Origin of the sequence: Massilia sp. MS-15 (genome assembly GCF_020176695.1) — a bacterium.
GTDB classification, from domain to species: domain Bacteria; phylum Pseudomonadota; class Gammaproteobacteria; order Burkholderiales; family Burkholderiaceae_D; genus Telluria; species Telluria hydrophila.
Genome location: NZ_JAIWIA010000009.1, coordinates 151046 through 168505 on the forward strand (window position 1 = coordinate 151046; position 17460 = coordinate 168505).

A 17460-nucleotide genomic window follows, 5' to 3' on the forward strand; every position below is an offset into this window, starting at 1 on the left:
TCAGCTTGGAGAGTGTTTGACAGCGTCGTTGGCCCGTCCCGGCGCCGGCACGGTGCGGCCCTTCATCATCAGCCCATAGACCAGGGCCGCGATCACCACGCCGACGAACCAGGCGTAGGTGTAGATGGTCTTGAAGGCCTCGCCCACGTCGGGGAAGGCGTTCGGCAGCGCCGCGTTGAGGAAGCCCGGCAGGTTCGGCAGCACGCCGGCGGCGAAGGCCAGCAGCGCGGCGACGTTCCAGCCGCCCCGGTACGAGTAGGCCGCGCCTTCCCGGTACAGGCGCTCGACATCGAGCTCGGTCTTGCGGATGAGGTAGTAGTCGACGATCATGATGCCGGCGATCGGCCCAAGCAGGGCCGAGTAGCCGGTGAGCCAGATGAAGATGTAGTTCTGGGTGGTCTCGAGTATCTTCCACGGCATCATGGCGAGCGCGATGCCGGCCGTGATGTAGCCGCCGGTGCGGTAGGAGATGCGGCGCGGCGCCAGCGCCGAGAAGTCGTAGGCGGGGCCGACCAGGTTGGCGGCCAGGTTGACGCTGGCGGTGTCGATCATCAGGATCAAGAGGGCCACCAGCACCGCCACCCCGGTCATGCGGCTGGCCACGTCCACCGGGTCCCACAGGGCCTTGCCGTACAGGACGATGGTGGCCGAGGTGACGGTGACGGCCAGCGCCGCCAGCAGGGCCATCGGCAGCGGCAGGCCGAGCGTCTGGCCGACCACCTGGTCGCGCTGGGTCTTGGCGAAGCGGGTAAAGTCGGGAATGTTCAGGGCCAGCGTGGCCCAGTAGCCGATCATCGCCGTCAGCGAAGGCCAGAACACGCTCCAGAACAGGCCGGCCTTGGCGCCGCCTGGCACGAACTGCGAAGGCTGGTCGAGCAGCGGACCGAAGCCGCCCACCTTGTCGTAGACCCACCACAGCAGCAGGAAGCAGATCGCGATCTTCAGCGGCGCCGTATAGGTTTCCAGCTTCCTGATCGATTCCATGCCGTGCACGATGAAGTACATCTGCAGCGCCCAGAAACCGAGGAAGCAGGCCAGCTGGCCCAGGTTGATGCCCAGGCCAGGAAGATTCTCGCCCCCGATCGGGCTGCCCGTCAGGACCCCGAGCAGGGTGTAGATCATGCTGCCGCCGAACCAGGTCTGGATGCCGTACCAGCCGCAGGCCACCACCGCCCGCATCAGGGCGGGCAGGCGGGCGCCGCGGGTGCCGAAGGAGGCACGCGCCAGCACCGCGTAGGGGATGCCGTACTTGGTGCCGGCGTGGCCGATCAGGAGCATCGGCAGCAGGACGATCACGTTCGCCAGGAACACCGTGGCCACCGCCTGCCAGGCCGACATGCCGCTTTCGATCAGGCTGGCCGCCAGCATGTAGGCCGGGATGCTGATCACCATGCCGACCCACAGGGCCGCGAAGTGATACCAGCGCCAGGTGCGCTGCGCGGCCGTGGTCGGGGCCAGGTCGTGGTTCCAGAGTTCGCTGCTTGCGCCTGGGGGCGCGCTGTGATGCGTGGTCACGGTCGGACTCTCCTCGTCGGTTGCGGGTTGGGCAAGCGAGTGTAGCGCAATCGTCGGTACGGCGGTGCGGGGTTCTTGTACCTCGGTGTCGGAAGCTGTAGGGTGGGCAGATCCTCTGCCCACGCGTTCAAACCACGGTCGCGATGACGCACATGCATGTTGAACGCGTGGGCGGAAATCCGCCCACCCTACGCGACCCCGGCGCGCGGATTGCGCGGATCCTGGGTCCAGTTCATGTAGGGCTTGCCGGTATCCTGCGGCACCATGCTGATGCAGTCCTGTACCGGACAGGTGATCTCGCACAGGTTGCAGCCCACGCATTCGGACGCGATCACCTCGTAGCGGCGGGCGCCGTCGGCTCCCACCGCGCGCGCGATCGCCTGGTGCGAGGTGTCCTCACAGGCCACGTAGCACTTGCCGCACTTGATGCAGCTGTCCTGGTCGATCCGGGCAATCACCTGGTAGTTCATGTCCAGGTATTTCCAGTCGGTGGTGTTGCGCACCGCCCGGCCCGAGAAGGCGGCGATGCTGGCATAGCCCTGGCTGTCCATCCAGCGCGACAGGCCATCCTTCATCTCCTCGACGATGCGGAAACCATGCAGCATCGCCGCCGTGCATACCTGCACGCTGCCGGCGCCGAGCGCGATGAATTCGGCCGCGTCGCGCCAGCTGCCTATGCCGCCGATGCCGGAGATCGGCAGGCCGCGCATGGCCGGGTCGCGCGCGATCTCGGCCACCATGTTCAGGGCGATCGGCTTGACCGCCGAACCGCAGTAGCCGCCGTGGGTACTGGCCCCGCCCACGACCGGATGCGCCACCATGCGTTCCAGGTCGAGGTGGGTGATCGAATTGATGGTGTTGATCAGCGAGACCGCATCTGCGCCGCCGGCCAGGGCGGCCCGCGCCGGATGGCGCACGTCGGTGATGTTGGGCGTGAGCTTGACGATCACCGGCAGGCGCGTGTGCTTCTTGCACCAGGCGGTGACCATGCGCACGTAGTCCGGCACCTGTCCCACCGCCGCGCCCATGCCGCGCTCGGGCATGCCGTGCGGGCAGCCGAAGTTCAGTTCGATGCCGTCGGCGCCAGTGGCTTCCACCAGCGGCAACATGGTGGCCCAGGGCGCTTCCTCGCAGGGCAGCATCAGGGACACGACCAGGGCGCGGTCCGGCCAGGCCTTTTTCACCTCGGTGATCTCGCGGAGATTGATCTCCAGGCTGCGGTCGGTGATCAGTTCGATGTTGTTGAAGCCGATCACCTCGCGGTTCTTGCCGTAGTGGGCCGAGTAGCGCGACGACACGTTGACTGCCGGCGGATCCTCGCCCAGGGTCTTCCACACCACGCCGCCCCAGCCGGCCTCGAAGGCGCGCACGACGTTGTAGGCCTTGTCGGTCGGCGGCGCGGACGCCAGCCAGAAGGGATTCGGGCTCTTGATGCCGCAGAAATCGATGCTCAGGTCGGCCATGCTGCCTCCGCTGGTTGCTGGATGTCCTGGTGGATGCTGATGGCGGCCAGTTTGCCGTGCTGGACGGCCTGCACGGTCAGGTCCTGGCCCGGGGCGATGCAGTCGCCGCCGGCGTAGATGCCGGGCAGCGCGGTGCGCATGCGCTCATCCACCCAGATCCGCTCGCCTTCCCGCAAGGGTTGGCCAATGAGCTCGCGCGCCAGGGGTTCATTGAACGCGTCCTCGTTCATGCCCTGGCCGATGGCCTTGAATACGGCGTCCGCGGCGATCTCGATGACCCCGCCGGTACGCACCAGCCGCCCTTCTTCGATGCGGGTCTGCTCGAAGCGCATGCCGGCCACCCGCCCCGTTTCGTCGAGCAGCACCTCGAGCGGCGCGGCCCAGGTGCGGATGCGCACGTAGTGCGCCTTGGCGATCTCGATCTCGTGGCCGGTGGCGCTCATCGATTCCAGGCCGCGGCGGTAGACCAGGGTCACGTCCTCGGCGCCGAGGCGCTTGATCTGCACCGCCATGTCGATGGCCGTGTTGCCGGCGCCGATCACGATCGCGCGGCGTGGCACCGGCAGTCGCGACAGGTCGCTGGCCTGGCGCAGCGCGGCAATGTAGTCGGTCGCCGTCAGCAGGCCGGGCGCGTCTTCCCCGGTCAGGCCAAGGGCGCGGCTGGCCTGCAAGCCGATGCCGAGGAAGACCGCGTCGTAGCGGGTGTGCAGCTCGGCCAGGCCTAGGTTCTCTCCCAGGCGCCGGCCATGCTCGATGCGGATGCCGCCGATCGCCAGCAGGAAGTCCACCTCCTGCTGCGCGAAGTCGCCCGGCAGCTTGTACTTGGCGATGCCGTATTCGTTCAGGCCGCCCGCCTTCGGACGCGCCTCGTAGACCACCACTTCGTTGCCCAGCATGGCCAGGCGGTGCGCGCAGGACAGGCCGGCCGGGCCGGCGCCGACCACCGCGATCACCTTGCCGGTCGCCGGCGCGCGCTGGAAGGGATGGCCGGCAAAGCGCGCGTTGTCGAGCGCGTGGCGCTGCAGCAGACCGATGCGCACCGGCGCGCGCTCGGCCGGGTTGTTGCGCACGCAGGCGGCCTCGCACAGGATCTCGGTGGGGCAGACCCGGGCGCAGCTGCCGCCGAAGATGTTGGCCTGCAGGATGCCGTACGCGGCGCCATCGATGTTCCCGTCGTGGATGTTCTTGATGAACCCGGCGACGTCGATGCCGGTCGGGCAGGCATTCATGCAGGGCGCGTCGTAGCAGTACAGGCAGCGCGCCGCCTCGACGGCCGCCTGGCGCGCGGTAAGCGGCGGCGCCAGGTCGGTGAACTGCGCGGCCAGCTCGCCGTTCGAGCCTGCCGCGGGCGGCAGGTGCCGGAGTGAGTCGATCATGAACATCCCTTTCCTGGTAGGTCCTACTTCATCTGCGGGAAAGCGAACTGCGCTCCGCCGCCGGCATCGCCCTTACCAGGCGCAGGCCAGCGCTCCATCACCGCCTTGTGGCGGGTGTAGAAGCGCACCCCTTCGGGCCCGTAGGCATGGTGGTCGCCGAACAGGCTGCGCTTCCAGCCGCCGAAGCTGTTGAAGGCCATCGGCACCGGCAGCGGCACGTTCACGCCCACCATGCCGACCTCGATCTGGCGCACGAACTCGCGCGCCACGCCGCCGTCGCGGGTGAAGATGGCCACGCCATTGCCGTATTCGTTGGCGTTGATGAGTTCCACCGCGCTGCCCGCGTCCGGCAGGCGCACCACGCACAGCACCGGCCCGAAGATTTCTTCCTGGTAGATCGTCATGTCGGACGTGACGTGGTCGAACAGGGTGCCGCCGACAAAGAAGCCGTTCGGGCAGCCGTCCACCCGGTGGCCGCGGCCGTCCACCACCAGCGTGGCGCCCTGCTCCACGCCCTGGCCGATCAGGCGCTCGATGCGCTCCTTCGCGGCGGCCGTGATCACCGGTCCCATTTCGGCGCCCTCGGCCATGCCGTCGCCGATCTTGAGGCTTGCCGTGCGCCCGGCCAGGGCCGCAACCAGCCGGTCGCCGGCGTCGCCCACCGCCACCGCCACCGAGATCGCCATGCAGCGCTCGCCGGCCGAGCCGTAGGCGGCGCCGACCAGGGCATCGACCGCCATCGCCATGTCGGCGTCCGGCATCACCACCATGTGGTTCTTGGCGCCGCCCAGGGCCTGCACCCGCTTGCCGCTAGCCGAACCGCGCGCATAGATGGCTTCGGCGATCGGGGTCGAACCGACGAAGCTGATGGCCTGGACGTCCGGATGGTCGAGCAGCGCATCGACCGCCACCTTGTCGCCCTGCACCACGTTGAACACTCCGTCCGGCAAGCCCGCTTCCTTCAGCAGGCGAGCATGCAGCAGCGAAGCGGACGGATCGCGCTCGGAGGGTTTCAGCACGAAGGTATTGCCGCACGCGAGGGCGACCGGGAACATCCACATCGGCACCATCACGGGAAAATTGAAGGGGGTGATGCCGGCCACCACGCCCAGCGGCTGGCGCATCGACCAGGCATCGATGCCGCGCGCGACCTGGTCGGTGAATTCGCCCTTGAGCAGCTGCGGAATGCCGACCGCGAACTCGATGACCTCGATGCCGCGCGCCACCTCGCCCTGCGCATCGGCGAAGGTCTTGCCATGCTCGCGCACCACCATGGCCGCGAACTCGTCGACGTGCTGCTGGCACAGCTGCAGGTACTTGAAGAGAATGCGGGCACGTGCCAGCGGCGGGGTGGCGGCCCAGGCCGGGAAGGCTTTCAGGGCGGCGCGGACGGCCGCATCGACGTCGCGCGGCTCGGCCAGCGCGACGCGCGCGCAGGGCTCGCCGCGTGCCGGGTTGAAGACGTCGGCCTGGCGCGTGCCTTCCGCATGCGTCAGCTGGCCGTCGATGAAATGGGAAATCAGGTTCATGGGTTCAGTCCAGGTGTTGGAGTACGTTGGCCAGTTTGCCGAACAGTTCGTCGATGTGCTGCTTGTCCAGGATGAGCGGCGGCGACAGCGCGATGATGTCGCCCGTCACGCGGATCAGGATGCCATCAGCAAACGCCTTCTTGAAGGCGCTGAAGGCGCGCGCGCCGGGCTTGCCGGGAATCGGCGCGAGTTCGATGCCGGCCACCAGGCCGATCGAGCGCAGGTCGATCACGTGCGGCAGGCCGCGCAGCGCGTGCAGCGCATCCTCGAAATACGCTTGCTGCGCGGCCGCATTCTCGACGATGCCCTGTTCGCGCAACACCTCCAGCGTGGCCAGGCCGGCGGCGCAGGCCAGCGGGTGGCCGGAATAGGTGTAGCCGTGGAACAGCTCGATGCCGGGCGGGGCTTGCATGAAGGCGTCGTGGATGAAGCGCCTGGAGAACACGGCGCCCATCGGCACCACGCCGTTGGTCAGGCCCTTGGCGGTCGTCATCATGTCGGGCTCGACGCCGAAGTAGTCGCTGGCGAAAGGCGTGCACAGGCGGCCGAAGCCGGTGATGACTTCGTCGAAGATCAGCAGGATGCCGTGCCGGTCGCAGATCTCGCGCAGGCGCTTCAGGTAGCCCTTGGGCGGCACCAGCACACCGGTGGAACCGGACACCGGCTCGATGATCACCGCGGCGATGGTGGAAGCGTCATGCAGCGCGACCAGGCGTTCGAGTTCGTCGGCCAGTTCGGCGCCGAAGTCCGGCTCGCCACGCGAGAAGGCGTTCTTCTCCAAGTTGTGCGTATGCGGCAGGTGGTCCACGCCGGGCAGCAGCGGGCCGAAGCTCTTGCGGTTGTTGCCGATGCCGCCCACCGACAGGCCGCCGAAGCCGACCCCGTGGTAGCCGCGCTCGCGGCCGATCAGGCGGGTGCGGCTGCCCTCGCCGCGCGCACGGTGGTAGGCCAGCGCGATCTTCAGTGCCGTGTCCACCGCCTCGGAGCCGGAATTGGTATAGAACACGTGGCCGAACTTGTGTCCGGTGTACTCCATCAACTGTTCCGCCAAGTCGAACGCGGCCGGGTGGCCCATCTGGAAGGTGGGCGCGAAGTCGAGTTGGCCGACCATCTCGCTGACGCGCTGGGTGATGCGCGGCTGGGCGTGGCCGCAGGGGACGCACCAGAGGCCGGCGGTGCCGTCCAGCACCCGGTTGCCGTCCACGTCGCGGTAGTACATGCCTTCGGCGGACACCAGCAGGCGCGGGCTGGCCTTGAAGTCGCGGTTATTCGTAAATGGCATCCAAAATGCCGACATCGATGCGGGCCTGGATTCGTTCATGACTGCTCCCCGCCATGGAGGCGAAAATTTTTTACCAGTTGGCAAAATATTGATCAATAATAGTCAGCAAGGCAACACTGGCACAGATACACCAAGGGCAGAACCGACCAACCGTACAGGCGAGGCTGCCTGTACAGTTTCAACCCAGGCGTGGAGTGGTGGCGATGAAAGCAGCGGCTCTTGCAGAGGTCCTTCCTTCCGATTCCTTGCAGCCGGCGCCGGCATGGCCGCTCCTGGCCATCGAGCGCAGCAAGCGCGGCAGCCTGGTGGACCAGATCGTCGCGGCCATCTCGGCGATGGTAAGCGAGCGCCAGCTCAGCGCCGGCACCAGGATGCCATCGGTTAGACAATTCGCAAAATGCAACGGTGTCAGCACCTTCACGGTGGTCGAGGCCTACGAGCGCCTGCACCAGCTCGGCCTGCTGTCCTCGCGCCGCGGTTCCGGCTTCTTCGTTGCGCGCAGCCTGCCCCAGGCCTGCGCTCCCCTGCCCTCGCAACCGGGCCTGCAATCCGAGATCGACGCTCTGGCCCCCGACCTGTACAGCGGCCAGGGTGACACCCTGGCGGTCGGCGCCGGCTGGCTGCCGCCGGAATGGTATGGCGAAAGCACGATTCTCGACGCCGTGCGGCATGCGATGAAGATTCCGGCCAGCCGGCTGCGCGGCTATGGCCATCCGCTCGGCTTTCCAGCGCTGCGCCAGCAGCTGGCGGCCAGCTTGTCGAGCGAGCTGTTCGCCGTCGACCCGGACCAGCTGCTGCTCACCAACGGCGCCACCCATGCCTTCGACCTGGTGCTGCGCACGCTGACCCGGCCGGGCGACGTGGTGCTGGTCGAAGACCCGGGCTACGGCAATTTGCTGTCGCTGGTACGCCACCACGGCTGCATCCCGGTCGGCATCGCGCGCGGCGAGGCGGGCCTGGACATGGATGAGCTGGCGCGCCAGGCCGCGCTGCTGCATCCCAAGCTCATGTTCGTCAACACGGTGCTGCAGAATCCCCTCGGCACCTCACTGTCGCAGGCGCAGGCGCACCGGCTGCTGGCACTGGCCGAGCAGTTCGACTTCTGGCTGGTGGAAGACGACATCTACCGCGAACTGGCGCAGCCGGGCGACGCCTCGCTGGCGGCGATGGACGGGCTGCGCCGCGTGATCCGGGTCGGCAGCTTTTCCAAGACCCTGTCGCCGGTGCTGCGCGTGGGCTCGCTGTGCGCATCGCGCTCGCTGCTGCCGGAACTGCTGCGGGTGAAGATGCTGACCGGCCTGACGACCTCGGAGATCAACGAGCGCGCGGTGCTGCACGCCACCGGCACGCGCGGCTACCGGCGCATGGTCGAGCGCCTGGCCGCGCAGCTGGACGACGCGCGCGAACGCACCATGGACGCCCTGCGCCAGGTCGGCATCCGGCCGCTGGCGGCGCCGCGCGGCGGCATGTTCGTCAGCGCCGGCTGGCCGGAAGCGCCGTGCGCCAGCCGCAATGGCCGCGCCATCGCCGACGCCGCTCTGAAAGCCGGCATCCTGCTGGCGCCGGGCGAATTCTTTACCCAGCGCCCGACCAGCGGCATCTGGTTCCGCTTCAATGCCGCCTATGCGGCCGATCCGCAACTGATCCACTTCCTGCACACCCAACGCGCCCAAGGCTGAGGAACCCATGGATATCAAGGTGAATGACACGCCGGCCCGGCGCGACCGCTTGGAAAGCGCGATCCTGGCCGCCGCCACCCGCCTGTTCGCCGAATGCGGCTTCGAGGGCAGCACCATCGCCGCGGTGGCGGAACGGGCCGGCATCTCGAAGCAGAACCTGCTCTACTACTTCCCCACCAAGCATGGCCTGTACCGGCGCGTGCTGGACGAGGTGCTGGACGACTGGCTGGCGCGCATGGCCCACCTGGCCGATGCGGACGGCGAACCGGAGGACGTGCTGCGCGCCTATGTCGCCGCCAAGCTGCGCTTCTCGCGCGAGCAACCCTGGGCTTCGCGCGTGTATGCGATGGAAGTCATCGGCGGCGCCAAGTTCTACGGCGAGCAGATCCGCGCGCGCGTGGTGCCCCTGCTGCAGCGTGACATCGAGGTCTTCGAGCGCTGGATGGCGCAGGGGCGCATCGCGCGCGTGGACGCCACCCACCTGCTGTTCGCGCTGTGGGCCATGACGCAATCGTATGCCGACTTCGCCGCGCAGATGACGCTGGTGCTGGAGCGGCCCGAATTGACGGGCGCCGACTTCGCGAATGCCGAGCAGCTGATCGGCGACATGGTGGTTCGGGCGCTGGCCAGGCCAGCCTAGGGTAGCTTGCCTGAACGCGTGCCAGGGCCGGCGTCGCGCATCGATCAGCGCATCCCCGGGTCATTCGCGGGCGATCGGATTACCCTTTCCTGCGCCGCAGGAGTGCAAGGGCGAGCAGGCCAGCCGGAAGCAGGGTGTAGCTGGACGGTTCAGGCACCGGTTGCACCCGCGGTCCGGCCAGGTTCAATACGTAACTGCTGCCCCAGCCTCTGACGGCGATCTGGTGTTGATCGTTAATACCGACCACGGCGCCGGTGAAACCGCTGGCAATCTCACCCAGGTCATAGAGCTCGCCGCCGCTATACAGGAAACCATTGAATCTCCCGTACTCACCCACCACTTCCCCAACATTGTTGATCCCGTAGGCAGTACTGTAAAAGTCCGGGTCATCGCTGCCGAAGCGTGCTTTCAGCATTTCCCCCAGGTTGACCAGCAAGCTGCCATCCGGGTTCCACAAGGCGGCGTAGCCACCCGTTTCACCAACCGCGAAGCCATGATTGTTGATTGCCCGGGCATATCCTTCCCCATCTCCATATGTTTCCAGCAGCCGTGACTGGCCGTTCGCGTACATTGTCGGAAACGTACCCCGACGAATCGAATACCCTACCATGACGCCATGGTCGTTGATGTCCATCGGGTGATTCCAGGCACGGTCGATACCGGCAAGGAGCGTCCCCCTGCCCGGCGAAATGAGTGCCGCATAATTGTTCGGACCGCCCGCGCCAACCCGGCCCAGACTGGCGGCCACCTGGCCGTGGTTGTTGATGGCATAGGAGTCCTCGGCCACGTCAACCGTTGACCCATCCGTATAGCGCAACTTTTTTTCGTACAGCATCACACCGGCGTCATTGACATCGATGCTGGTCACGATATGCATCTGGCGCCGAAAAATGCTCAAGACCCCATTGCTCGCCACGAAATAGTCTCTTCCCTCGTGCATCGTCCCGAATGCCTGTCCTGCATTGTTGATGCCGTCCACCATGGCATTGGGCATGTCATGCAGCGAGGACGCGACGTATCGCGGAATTGCTTGCGCGCAAGTTACTACTCCGCTAAACAGCACCATGGACATGAATAAAGACCGGCGAATCGAAGACATGTTTACTCCCGTAAATAGTTGGATAGGTTCGGCCTCCAGAATATTGCAAAGAAAATATGTTCATTTGCATATTGTCATTCTTCTTTAGGGTAGTAATGTGTCCTTAAAAAAGGAAGCAGGCCTGGGCTATTCGTTGGCGTCGCATGAACTGGCAAGCGCTGGCGATACATGAACGGCTTTACCATGTCCCGCATTATTCGGGCTTCGCCTTCCATCCCGCGGAGCGGCATTGCAAGGCAATGTTATGATTCCCGCCATGTCCAGCTACCCGACGCCCACCCTCGCCACCCCCCGGCTCGTCCTGCGCCCGCTCGTGGCCACCGATGCCGAGGCCCTGTTCGCCGTCTTCTCCGACCCGGCCGTGGTGCGTTACTGGAGCGCCGAACCCTGGACCTCGGTCGCATTCGCGGAACAGGCCATCGCGCGCGCGCTCGACAGCTATCGCGCGCAGTCCGAGGTACGCTTCGGGATCGTGCTGGCCGACACCGGCGCCCTGGTCGGCACGGTCAACCTGCACCATTTCTTCGCCCAGAACCGGCGCTGCGAGATCGGCTACGCGCTCGCCAGCGGGCACTGGGGCCAGGGCTACGCCAGCGAGGCGCTGGCGGCGGCAATCGGCTACGCGTTCCAGGGACTGGACCTGAACCGCATCGAAGCCGACATCGACCCGCGCAACGGCGCCTCGGCCGCCGTCCTGGAACGGCTCGGGTTCCGCAAGGAAGGCTATATGCCGGAACGCTGGTTCGTGCACGGCGAGATGGCCGATACCGTCAACTACGGCCTGTTGCGCCGCTACTGGGACGAACGCCCATGACGCCCTCCCGCTTCGCGCTCACGCTCCTGGCCTGCGCCGGCCTGTCCAGCCCGGCCTGGGCCCAGGCTGGCGTCGCGCTCGCGAGCGACATGCTGGCCCGGCCCGCCGCCCAGGTGCGCGAGGCCGACACCCCGGTCCGTCCCGGCGACGCCGCCTACCCACCCGGGCTGGCCGCGCGTGGCGTGCAAGGCCGGGTGGTGGTGCGCGTCAGCGTGACCGCGCAGGGCAAGGCGGGCACCGTGGCGGTCGCCAGCTCGTCGGGTTCCCCGGAACTCGACCAGGCCGCGCTGGCGCTGGCGCGTTCCTATCCGTATGCGCCGGCCAGGCAGGGGGTGGCGCCGTCGGAGGTGCTGGTACCGTTTCGCTTCAGCAAGGACAGCCCATCCACCCTGCCCGCCAAGACCTGCGCCGATTTCAATATCGACAAGGCCTGGTTCCTGGCTGCCCATCCCGGAGGCCATGCCAGCGACATGGAGGTAGTGAAGATGGCGCTGGACCTGCTGCCCTTCGCGCCGCCCGGCCCGCACATCATGCCAAGCACGCAAGAGCGCGGCGCGATCGCGGCCGCCGCCATCGCCGCCTGCGCCGGCCGGCCGGGGGACAGGCTGTTATCGGCCATGCAGCGCGAAGCGGCAGAACTCTCCCGAAAGTGAGAAACGCAGCCTTCCGTTCATCGCCCTGCGCTGCCACCAGGCCCATGTTTTCGACCGTTCGTCGGATGGCGATGGCGCATCCTGCGCAGCTTCCCTAGAGTGACCTCATCCACTCCAGCAAAGGAAACCACATGAAACCCTCCCGCTTCGATCGCTTCATCGCCGACATGAAAGTCTTCGCCCGCCAGGCCAACCGCGCCCTGCGCAGCGGCGCGCGCACCGTGGCCGCCTTGCCCTGGCCGTCCCTGCTGGTGGTGTCGGTGGTACTGGCCTGCCTCCTGACCATCATCCCGCTGGCGCTGACCCTGTTCGTCGGCTTCCTGCTGCTGAAACTGGTCGCGGCGGCGCTGTTCGGCACCCGTCCTGCCCAGATCGTGGAGTAAGCCATGCGCGCCGCCCCGATCAACCGCACGCTCGACTTCGTGCGCGAAGCCGTCAGCGAAGCCAGCGCCCTGTGGTGGAGCTTCTTCGACTGGCTGGCCCTGGTCGAGTGGCGCAAGCTGTACGTGACCTGGTTCCTGGTTTTCGTGTTCGGCATCTCCTTCCAGCTGACCGAGCCCGCCGTGTGGTTCATCCTGATCTCCTTCGGGGTCAAGGTGCTGGCCGGCGGCAAGCGCCGCGCCGAACTCACCGCGCGCGAGGCGGCCGACAAGGCCAACGTGGCCACGCTCGAACGGCGCCTGATGGAAGCGCAGATGGCGACGCTGCAGGCCCAGGTCGAGCCGCACTTCCTGTTCAATACCCTGGCCCTGATCGGCCAGCTGATCGAGACCGATCCGAAGGAAGCGGCGCGCGTGCATGCGCACCTGATCGACTACCTGCGCTCCTCGCTGCCGCAGATGCGCACCAAGGGCGGTGGCACCCTGGGCAAGCAGGTCGAGCTGTCGAAAGCCTACCTGGCGATCATGCAGGCACGCATGAAGGAACGCCTGCAGGTGCGCTTCGAGGTGCCGGACTTCCTCGGCAGCGCGCCCTTCCCGCCGATGATGCTGCAGACCCTGATCGAAAACTCGATCAAGCATGGCCTGGAGCCCAAGGTGGCCGGCGGCACCATCACGATCCGCGCCCACGTCGAAGTCGCCACCCTGCACGTGGACGTCTGCGATGATGGCGTCGGCATCGACGTCCATGCCGACGAAGGCGTGGGCCTGGCCAACATCCGCGAGCGCCTGGCCCTGCTGTACGGGAAGGATGCCGAACTGGTGATCGAGATGCCCCCAGGTGGCGGCGCCTGCGCCTCGATCCGCCTGCCCTACAGGATGACGGAGTTCGACTGATGACGGTACAAGCCCCCACCGCCCTGATTGCCGACGACGAGGCGCCGATGCGCGACCAGCTGCGCCTGCGCCTGCGCGAAGCCTGGCCCGAGCTGCGCATCGTGGCCGAGGCCGCGAACGGCAGCGAGGCGCTGGCCCTGGCCGCGCAGCACGGGCCGGACATCGCCTTCCTCGACATCCGCATGCCCGGCATGGGCGGCATCGACGCCGCGCGCCAGCTCTACAACCGCTGCCACATCGTGTTCGCCACCGCCTACGACCAGTACGCGCTGGACGCCTTCGAACAGGGCGCGATCGACTACCTGCTCAAACCCGTGTCGCCCACGCGCCTGCAGACCACCTGCGAGCGCCTGCGCGCGCGCCTGACGCGGGCGCCCCAGGACATCGGCGCCCAACTGGCCGAACTGGGCTCGCTGCTCAAGGGCAGCGGCGAAGCCAGGCCGAACTACCTGCGCTGGATCCAGGCCCAGGTGGGCGGCAGCCTGCGCATGGTGAGCACGCGCGAGATCCTGTATTTCCAGGCCGACGACAAGTACACCTGCGTGCAGACCGCCACCGCCCAGCTCCTGATCCGCAAGACCCTGAAGGAACTGGCGGACGAACTGGATCCGGACGAGTTCTGGCGCATCCACCGCTCGACCCTGGTGCGGGTCGATGCGATCGCCGAGGTCTACCGCGACACGCGCGGGCGGCAAATGCTCAGGCTGCGCGACTTTCCCGGCGAGCTGGAAGTCAGCCGCAACCACGGGCACCTGTTCCAGCAGATGTAGACCGCCCTGCGCGGACGTTCAGCCGAACAGGCCGTCGTCCGAGCCGTCGCCGTCGAAGAAGCCGCCATTGCCATCCAGGCCGCCTTCCTCGCCCAGGGGGCTGTTGCGGCTGCCGATGTCACCCAGGCCGGCCTGATCCGCCAGGATGCTGCCCGACAAGTCGCCTGCGCCGGCAAGTGCCTCGCCGCCCAGCAGGTGGGCGCCAGTGTTGCCCCCATGGTCATGGAACATGTTATCCAGGCCGTGGAACAGGAAGCTGCCGGCTGCCACGCCCGCCGCGGTGGCAGCAATCGACCCCAGCAATCCTCCGCCGCCGCCCAGGAAACCGCCCATGCCGCGTCCCATCGCGCCGGGCGAGGCGTGCTGGTAGTGCATGTGGCGGGATGCGGAATGGCTTGCGTGCCGCTGCCTGCCCCACGAATAGGGATCGAGGAATCCGCCGCCGCCCTGCCCCTGCTGTTGCTGCACCTGCTGCTCCAGCGCGGCGATCCGGTCGCGCGCGCTGTCCAGGGCCTGCTCCATCAGAAGGGCGCGTTGGACCAGCAGATAGGCAGCATCGGGCTGTTGCGCGACGGCGCGGGCGATCAGGGCCTCAGCGTCGGGATCCTTCTGAATGCCCCGGGCCTGAACCAATTGGCCGAGGAAATCGTGCAGTTTCTGTGTATCGGATGGGCTCATGCTGGTGCTCCTCATCGAAAACGTGGTCAAAACTGCATGTTGAGGAGGATATGGTGATTTCAAGGCCAGTACGGCAGCGCGTAGCTGGCAGGCGTTGCCTTTCCATCCGAAACCGAGGACTTCCCTGTAGATCGCTTACCTAGAACGGTCCCTATGGCGCTGCTAGTTATCAAAATACTTGGGCTGGCGCTAGCCGCCGCGCCGCCGCAATCCAGAGCCTGTTTGCCAACGGCAAACTCAACGGGCTGGATCCGGCCCGCTGGCTTGACGACACCCGCGACAGACTGCCGACCTACCCGAACAGCAAGATCGATTCCCTGCTGCCATTTGCAGATTCTACGCTGGCTTAACTGTGCGGTGAAGGTGGGGCGGCTGGACGCTTACCTGGGCTGTGGAGCAGAATAATGTTGTCGTCAGCATCGAGCGCGGCTCTTCGTCGGATGCGTTGTCTCAACAGTACCTCTCGTTGCGTCCTCTACACTTGCTTCACAAAAAAGCAAGCGAAATGTCAACGTCCTTATGGAGAGGTAATGGTTGCGAAGCATCACATCGTAAATGGGAAGAACGGTTGGGTCCTAATAAAATCGGAACCAAGCGGCCAGCGGAGCGCAGTTCCGGAGTTGCTGAGGGTTGAATTAACTGACACAAGAAATGGCCGTGATTTCTTTAGGGTAGCGGAAGGTGTACATAAGGGGGACGTTTCTCAGTTCAATCAGGGTATCTCGCGGTAAGCCGAACGCACCATAAGCTTGCGGTGCATCTTGAGTTTAGGCATACCGAGAAATTACTGTCGTATCCGGGTGGCCGAGTTGGGGCAATTACTTCGCCGTACAATCCAACACCGCTTGGCCTTCATCCGATACAGATACCGGACTTTCCCCATCCGAAAGGGCGACATTATCGATCGATGTCACCGTATGCTGAAACTAGGTTCTTCCTCGGCCACGGTTATGCATCAGCGGGGAATGATCGCTATTTGCATACTGGGCAAGTAAGCGCCGGTTGCATCACCGTCGATCCATCCGCTTGGACTGAACTTTACGAGTATCTTATATCTTGCAGGAGTAACGATGCTAAAACGATTGGCACTCTTCGCGTTCTTCGCTAGCGGAGTTGCTTGGTCCGATCTGTTAGCCAGAGAGAAGCCTGTCCCTAAGCTGACCCAAACCGAGTTACATGAGCCGGCGGTGGTCGCCGCTTGGCTAAAAGAAAACGCGAGCAAAGCGGATCAAGCTGCGGCGAGAGAATTTTTCGATTTGGGGACACGGGAAAAAGCAGAGCGCCGGTGGTCGCCTGCTGTCAAATCGTTCGGCGAAAGCGCGATTCGTTATCCTAGTCCGCGTACCCTCAATGAATATGCGGAAATTTTGTTAATTTTCTTTTCCAATATTAGGGCGCGCGAGAAAGATATTCGCATACATGCTGCCAATGACCTTACGGCTGTGGAATCAGTGTATCGGTCAGCGATTGCCGCAGACTCAGTGCTACACACGATGACCCAACATGAGCGACAGCAGACGCGCGAAAACGCAGACTGTCTGGCGGCGTATTTGCGAAGCCGCACAGGCACGGCAACTTGTGAACCACTGCACAAATATGGGTTAATTCGGAAGGCGCCGTCTGAACGCTAAGCACTGAGCAAACCTCCTGGCGACGAGCGCATTGCCAGCGCCAGCGGCGATGGCGCTTACGATACGAAGGACTGCCACGAAGCCATCGCCCTGCGCGGAGCCGATGCCCTCATCTCGACCCGCAAGAACGCCAAGCCCTGGAAGGCAAACCCCTGCGGTGCCAATGAACGTAACGACATCCTAAGGACGACAAAAAGCTTGGTACGGACGATATGGAAGAGTTGAAGCGGCTACCACCGCCGCAGCCTTGTTGAAACGAAAGATGCGCTGCTTCAAGCTGCCGGGCGAACGCGTCATGGCACGCGACTTTGACCGTCAGGTCGCCGAGCTACAAGTGCGGGCTGCCGTGTTGAGCCGCTTTACCCGGCTGGGCAGGCCAAGCACGGTCCCGGTGTTATAAAAGGATCTACAAATAGCGTCAGCTCGGCCTGGGCTCGATGTGCTCAACATACATGGACGCATCCTGATTTTGCTCGGTTTAACCAATGATGGAACAGGCATCTGGCGCCACCTGTCAGCGTCAACGGAAAGTAGGTCATAACGATGCCAGTCAGAAAACACGAAGCGCTGCCGCGTTACCGCGAGCAGCGCTTCCTGTAGCGACAACGGTGCCGCTCACGCGGCGCCGATCCTGCCTGAGCCTACCTGTTCAGCTCCCACCCGCCAAACGCGTTCGGCAGCTGCTCGGCCGCCGTCGTCTCGAACACGTCGCCCTTCAGGTTGGTGAGCACCACCGGCAGCGCATTGCCGCCCAGTTCCAGGATCACCTGGCGGCAGGCGCCGCAGGGAGCGATCGGACCGTCGGTCTGGCCGATCACGGCCAGGGCCGAGAAATCGCCCGGCTTGTAGCCGCTGGCGATGGCGCTGAAAAAAGCGGTACGCTCGGCACAGTTGCACAGGCCGTAGGACGCATTTTCCACGTTACAGCCGCGGAAGATGCGGCCGTCCTTGCACTCGAGCGCGGCGCCGACCTGGAACTTCGAGTACGGCGTGTAGGCCAGTTCGCGCGCGGCGCGCGCTTCGTCGATGAGTTTCGCGTATTTCATGGCGCGCT

At 65.6% G+C, this 17460-nt stretch carries 17 protein-coding genes and 2 pseudogenes; 11 read left to right on the top strand and 8 right to left on the bottom strand.

Annotation, left to right across the window (positions count from 1 at the left end; genetic code table 11):
* From LCI23_RS05655 to LCI23_RS05675, 5 genes are all read right to left on the bottom strand, one after another.
* Nucleotides 1–1515 (bottom strand): NCS1 family nucleobase:cation symporter-1, encoded by a 1515-nt coding sequence (locus LCI23_RS05655; RefSeq protein ID WP_224945200.1) that lies wholly within the window; start codon nucleotides 1513–1515, stop codon nucleotides 1–3.
* A 188-nt stretch (nucleotides 1516–1703) separates the two neighbouring features.
* Entirely contained in the window at nucleotides 1704–2978 is a 1275-nt protein-coding gene (preA, locus tag LCI23_RS05660; RefSeq protein ID WP_224945202.1) for an NAD-dependent dihydropyrimidine dehydrogenase subunit PreA, read from the bottom strand.
* Entirely contained in the window at nucleotides 2966–4354 is a 1389-nt protein-coding gene (locus LCI23_RS05665) for an NAD(P)-dependent oxidoreductase (RefSeq protein WP_224945204.1), read from the bottom strand. The genes preA and LCI23_RS05665 overlap by 13 nt, the downstream gene beginning before the upstream one ends.
* Before the next feature lie 23 nt (nucleotides 4355–4377).
* On the bottom strand, nucleotides 4378–5883 hold the full coding sequence (locus LCI23_RS05670; RefSeq protein ID WP_224945206.1) for a CoA-acylating methylmalonate-semialdehyde dehydrogenase: 1506 nt from the start codon (nucleotides 5881–5883) through the stop codon (nucleotides 4378–4380).
* Between the two features lie 4 nt (nucleotides 5884–5887).
* Nucleotides 5888–7204 (bottom strand): aspartate aminotransferase family protein, encoded by a 1317-nt coding sequence (locus tag LCI23_RS05675; RefSeq protein ID WP_224945207.1) that lies wholly within the window; start codon nucleotides 7202–7204, stop codon nucleotides 5888–5890.
* 164 nt (nucleotides 7205–7368) lie between these two features.
* Between LCI23_RS05675 and LCI23_RS05680 the strand changes: the two genes are divergently transcribed.
* Nucleotides 7369–8844 carry a PLP-dependent aminotransferase family protein gene (locus tag LCI23_RS05680; RefSeq protein ID WP_224945209.1) on the top strand — a complete coding sequence of 492 codons (1476 nt, stop codon included), beginning with the start codon at nucleotides 7369–7371 and terminating at the stop codon, nucleotides 8842–8844.
* A gap of 7 nt (nucleotides 8845–8851) precedes the next feature.
* Nucleotides 8852–9484 carry a TetR/AcrR family transcriptional regulator gene (locus LCI23_RS05685; RefSeq protein ID WP_224945211.1) on the top strand — a complete coding sequence of 211 codons (633 nt, stop codon included), beginning with the start codon at nucleotides 8852–8854 and terminating at the stop codon, nucleotides 9482–9484.
* 79 nt (nucleotides 9485–9563) lie between these two features.
* Here LCI23_RS05685 and LCI23_RS05690 read toward each other — a convergent pair whose 3' ends face one another.
* Nucleotides 9564–10583 carry a PEP-CTERM sorting domain-containing protein gene (locus LCI23_RS05690; protein ID WP_224945212.1) on the bottom strand — a complete coding sequence of 340 codons (1020 nt, stop codon included), beginning with the start codon at nucleotides 10581–10583 and terminating at the stop codon, nucleotides 9564–9566.
* Between the two features lie 256 nt (nucleotides 10584–10839).
* On the opposite strand from LCI23_RS05690, the gene LCI23_RS05695 reads away from it, so the two are divergent.
* The 5 genes from LCI23_RS05695 to LCI23_RS05715 all read left to right on the top strand — a co-directional run bounded on the left by LCI23_RS05695 (nucleotide 10840) and on the right by LCI23_RS05715 (nucleotide 14097).
* The gene (locus LCI23_RS05695; protein ID WP_224945213.1) at nucleotides 10840–11397 is read left to right on the top strand and encodes a GNAT family N-acetyltransferase; all 558 of its coding nucleotides are present in this window, start codon (nucleotides 10840–10842) and stop codon (nucleotides 11395–11397) included.
* Nucleotides 11394–12050: a TonB family protein gene (locus LCI23_RS05700; RefSeq protein ID WP_224945214.1), complete on the top strand. Its 657-nt coding sequence runs from the start codon at nucleotides 11394–11396 to the stop codon at nucleotides 12048–12050. Before LCI23_RS05695 ends, LCI23_RS05700 begins: the two co-directional genes overlap by 4 nt.
* 131 nt (nucleotides 12051–12181) lie before the next feature.
* Nucleotides 12182–12433 carry a hypothetical protein gene (locus tag LCI23_RS05705; protein ID WP_224945215.1) on the top strand — a complete coding sequence of 84 codons (252 nt, stop codon included), beginning with the start codon at nucleotides 12182–12184 and terminating at the stop codon, nucleotides 12431–12433.
* A gap of 3 nt (nucleotides 12434–12436) precedes the next feature.
* Nucleotides 12437–13327: a sensor histidine kinase gene (locus tag LCI23_RS05710; protein WP_224945216.1), complete on the top strand. Its 891-nt coding sequence runs from the start codon at nucleotides 12437–12439 to the stop codon at nucleotides 13325–13327.
* Entirely contained in the window at nucleotides 13327–14097 is a 771-nt protein-coding gene (locus LCI23_RS05715; protein ID WP_224945217.1) for a LytTR family DNA-binding domain-containing protein, read from the top strand. Before LCI23_RS05710 ends, LCI23_RS05715 begins: the two co-directional genes overlap by 1 nt.
* Nucleotides 14098–14115: 18 nt before the next feature.
* Here the strand turns inward: LCI23_RS05715 and LCI23_RS05720 are convergent, their stop codons facing one another.
* Nucleotides 14116–14775 (bottom strand): DUF2076 family protein, encoded by a 660-nt coding sequence (locus LCI23_RS05720; RefSeq protein WP_224945218.1) that lies wholly within the window; start codon nucleotides 14773–14775, stop codon nucleotides 14116–14118.
* Between the two features lie 218 nt (nucleotides 14776–14993).
* Between LCI23_RS05720 and LCI23_RS05725 the strand changes: the two genes are divergently transcribed.
* From LCI23_RS05725 to LCI23_RS05740, 4 genes and pseudogenes are all read left to right on the top strand, one after another.
* Complete coding sequence (locus tag LCI23_RS05725) at nucleotides 14994–15125, top strand: transposase domain-containing protein (protein WP_224945322.1); 132 nt, start codon at nucleotides 14994–14996, stop codon at nucleotides 15123–15125.
* A 380-nt stretch (nucleotides 15126–15505) separates the two neighbouring features.
* Nucleotides 15506–15883 (top strand): annotated as a pseudogene (locus LCI23_RS20660) (hypothetical protein); the annotation flags it as partial.
* The gene (locus tag LCI23_RS05735) at nucleotides 15846–16406 is read left to right on the top strand and encodes a hypothetical protein (protein WP_224945222.1); all 561 of its coding nucleotides are present in this window, start codon (nucleotides 15846–15848) and stop codon (nucleotides 16404–16406) included. The pseudogene LCI23_RS20660 and the gene LCI23_RS05735, both read left to right, overlap by 38 nt.
* A 3-nt stretch (nucleotides 16407–16409) precedes the next feature.
* Nucleotides 16410–16806: pseudogene (locus tag LCI23_RS05740) on the top strand (transposase); the annotation flags it as partial.
* Nucleotides 16807–17047: 241 nt separating this feature from the next.
* Here LCI23_RS05740 and LCI23_RS05745 read toward each other — a convergent pair.
* Nucleotides 17048–17452, bottom strand: a complete 405-nt coding sequence (locus LCI23_RS05745; protein WP_224945226.1) for a cytidine deaminase — start codon at nucleotides 17450–17452, stop codon at nucleotides 17048–17050.
* Nucleotides 17453–17460: the final 8 nt, after the last annotated feature.